The sequence below is a fragment of the Paenibacillus sp. P4_A7 genome, assembly GCF_056402455.1.
The window spans coordinates 1-2549 of record NZ_JBFUHJ010000643.1 but is presented as its reverse complement, the minus strand read 5'-3'; the positions used below and the strand labels follow the sequence as shown (position 1 = coordinate 2549).

Here is a 2549-nt window from a genome sequence, read left to right as displayed (position 1 = left end):
CGTATTCACCGCGGCATGCTGATCCGCGATTACTAGCAATTCCGACTTCATGCAGGCGAGTTGCAGCCTGCAATCCGAACTGAGACCGACTTTGATAGGATTGGCTCCACCTCGCGGTTTCGCTTCCCGTTGTATCGGCCATTGTAGTACGTGTGTAGCCCAGGTCATAAGGGGCATGATGATTTGACGTCATCCCCACCTCACCTTCCTCCGGTTTGTCACCGGCTGGATGTCAAGACCTGGTAAGGTTCTTCGCGTTGCTTCGAATTAAACCACATACTCCACTGCTTGTGCGGGTCCCCGTCAATTCCTTTGAGTTTCAGTCTTGCGACCGTACTCCCCAGGCGGAATGCTTAATGTGTTAACTTCGGCACCAAGGGTATTGAAACCCCTAACACCTAGCATTCATCGTTTACGGCGTGGACTACCAGGGTATCTAATCCTGTTTGCTCCCCACGCTTTCGCGCCTCAGCGTCAGTTACAGCCCAGAAAGTCGCCTTCGCCACTGGTGTTCCTCCACATCTCTACGCATTTCACCGCTACACGTGGAATTCCACTTTCCTCTTCTGTACTCAAGCTTTGCAGTTTCCATTGCGACTCGGGGTTGAGCCCCGAGTTTAAACAACAGACTTACAAGGCCGCCTGCGCGCGCTTTACGCCCAATAATTCCGGACAACGCTTGCCCCCTACGTATTACCGCGGCTGCTGGCACGTAGTTAGCCGGGGCTTTCTTCTCAGGTACCGTCACCTTGGGAGCAGTTACTATCCCAAGCGTTCTTCCCTGGCAACAGAGCTTTACGATCCGAAAACCTTCATCACTCACGCGGCGTTGCTCCGTCAGACTTTCGTCCATTGCGGAAGATTCCCTACTGCTGCCTCCCGTAGGAGTCTGGGCCGTGTCTCAGTCCCAGTGTGGCCGATCACCCTCTCAGGTCGGCTACGCATCGTCGCCTTGGTGAGCCGTTACCTCACCAACTAGCTAATGCGCCGCGGGTCCATCTCTAAGTGATAGATTGCTCCATCTTTCTCGATTCGATCATGCGAYCAAATCGCCTATCCGGTATTAGCATYCGTTTCCGAATGTTATCCCRGTCTTAAAGGCAGGTTACCCACGTGTTACTCACCCGTCCGCCGCTAAYTTAATTGAAAGCAAGCTTTCAACTAAATCCGCTCGACTTGCATGTATTAGGCACGCCGCCAGCGTTCGTCCTGAGCCAGGATCAAACTCTCCAAATTGGTGTTTGACTTGCTCAATCTTTTATCGCTTTTTCTAATGATCCGTTAGGATCGTTAGGGCAGTTTAATACTCGTTGTTCAGTTTTCAAAGAGCAATCTTTTCTTTGTCGTCTACCGTTTATCTCAGCGGCGACAAGAAATAATATATCACGTATGCCTATTAAAGCGCAACTACTTTTTTAAATTCTTTTTAAAAAACTTTCAATATAGTCAGTTTGTCCTTATAAAGTATCTATAAATGTACTTCAATATCAACTATTACTTACTATTAACTGAGCCTTATCAACGAAACGTTGATAGCTGTCCAACTTAAATCGACTCTCATAGATCTACTTGAGTCAGCACGACTTGCATAGAACTCCCTATTATTACGATCATTCCTTGCAGTAGTACAACGTTTTATCTTCTCACTACAGAACAATGCTATTATGAACAGCTCTTTTCTTTCTAATAGAAGGAGCAAATATAATACAAGCAGCTTCTATAGAGTAAACATAAGATAATTAAGCTAATCATCGAATTCATTGCTTATTGTGCCGATTACATTTAATTCATTCATTACCTTACAATAATTACGAGTTAAGTAGTGGCAAAGCTAATATTCCTTGATAGGATTGTGAAGGGCTTCAATTATATTATTTGTAATCTACAACAATAACCATGAGTTATTATTATCTCTGTTTGCCAATTGGCTTCTAACAGTGCTTTCGTATGTTGAACAGAGTTACGAGCCTCTTTCATCGCGCTATAACATAGCCATGAATACGAAGGAGATCAGCAATTGGAATGCCCTTCGAAAAGCATTCACTAACTCAAATATAATACGCTAGGACGAGGTCCTTGATTGCCACTTCCAATGATAAATCCGAATCCCAGGCATTGCATAGAATTAGCGTAAAATCTTCCCACTCTCACTAAGGCGGCTGTCCGAGTATTGTTCCGTCTCTTCCGATCATGGATACCTGAAGAATGTACTCTCAGGTGGTTGTGCTGCGTTATGCAACGTCTGAACCTTACTAGCTATTGTTAGCTTCATAACGGGCGCTACAAGCAGTTGCGGATCCACAAGCTTGTTCAGCCACTCTCGCTTGTGAGAGACTACTTTGCTGCTTTCTGCTTTTGTCCCAACAAACTCATAAGCTCAAGCGAACCAAGCCACGCAGAGTTTAATACATGCGAATCGCTGTAGCGAGAAGATACAACCTCTTCTCCATTAAAGATAAGTATTGAATTATCAGAAGTCCGTAACTTCTTTTAAATGTAACGAATTGATTAGTTATATAAATAGAGCTGCACTGATATGGAGTAGAGTA

The 2549-nt window shown here is 45.0% G+C and carries 1 rRNA gene; it reads right to left on the bottom strand.

What is annotated here, in order from left to right:
• A 16S ribosomal RNA gene (locus tag AC1DWN_RS32340) occupies nt 1-1236 on the bottom strand; the annotation flags it as partial.
• Between the last annotated feature and the right edge of the window lie 1313 nt (nt 1237-2549).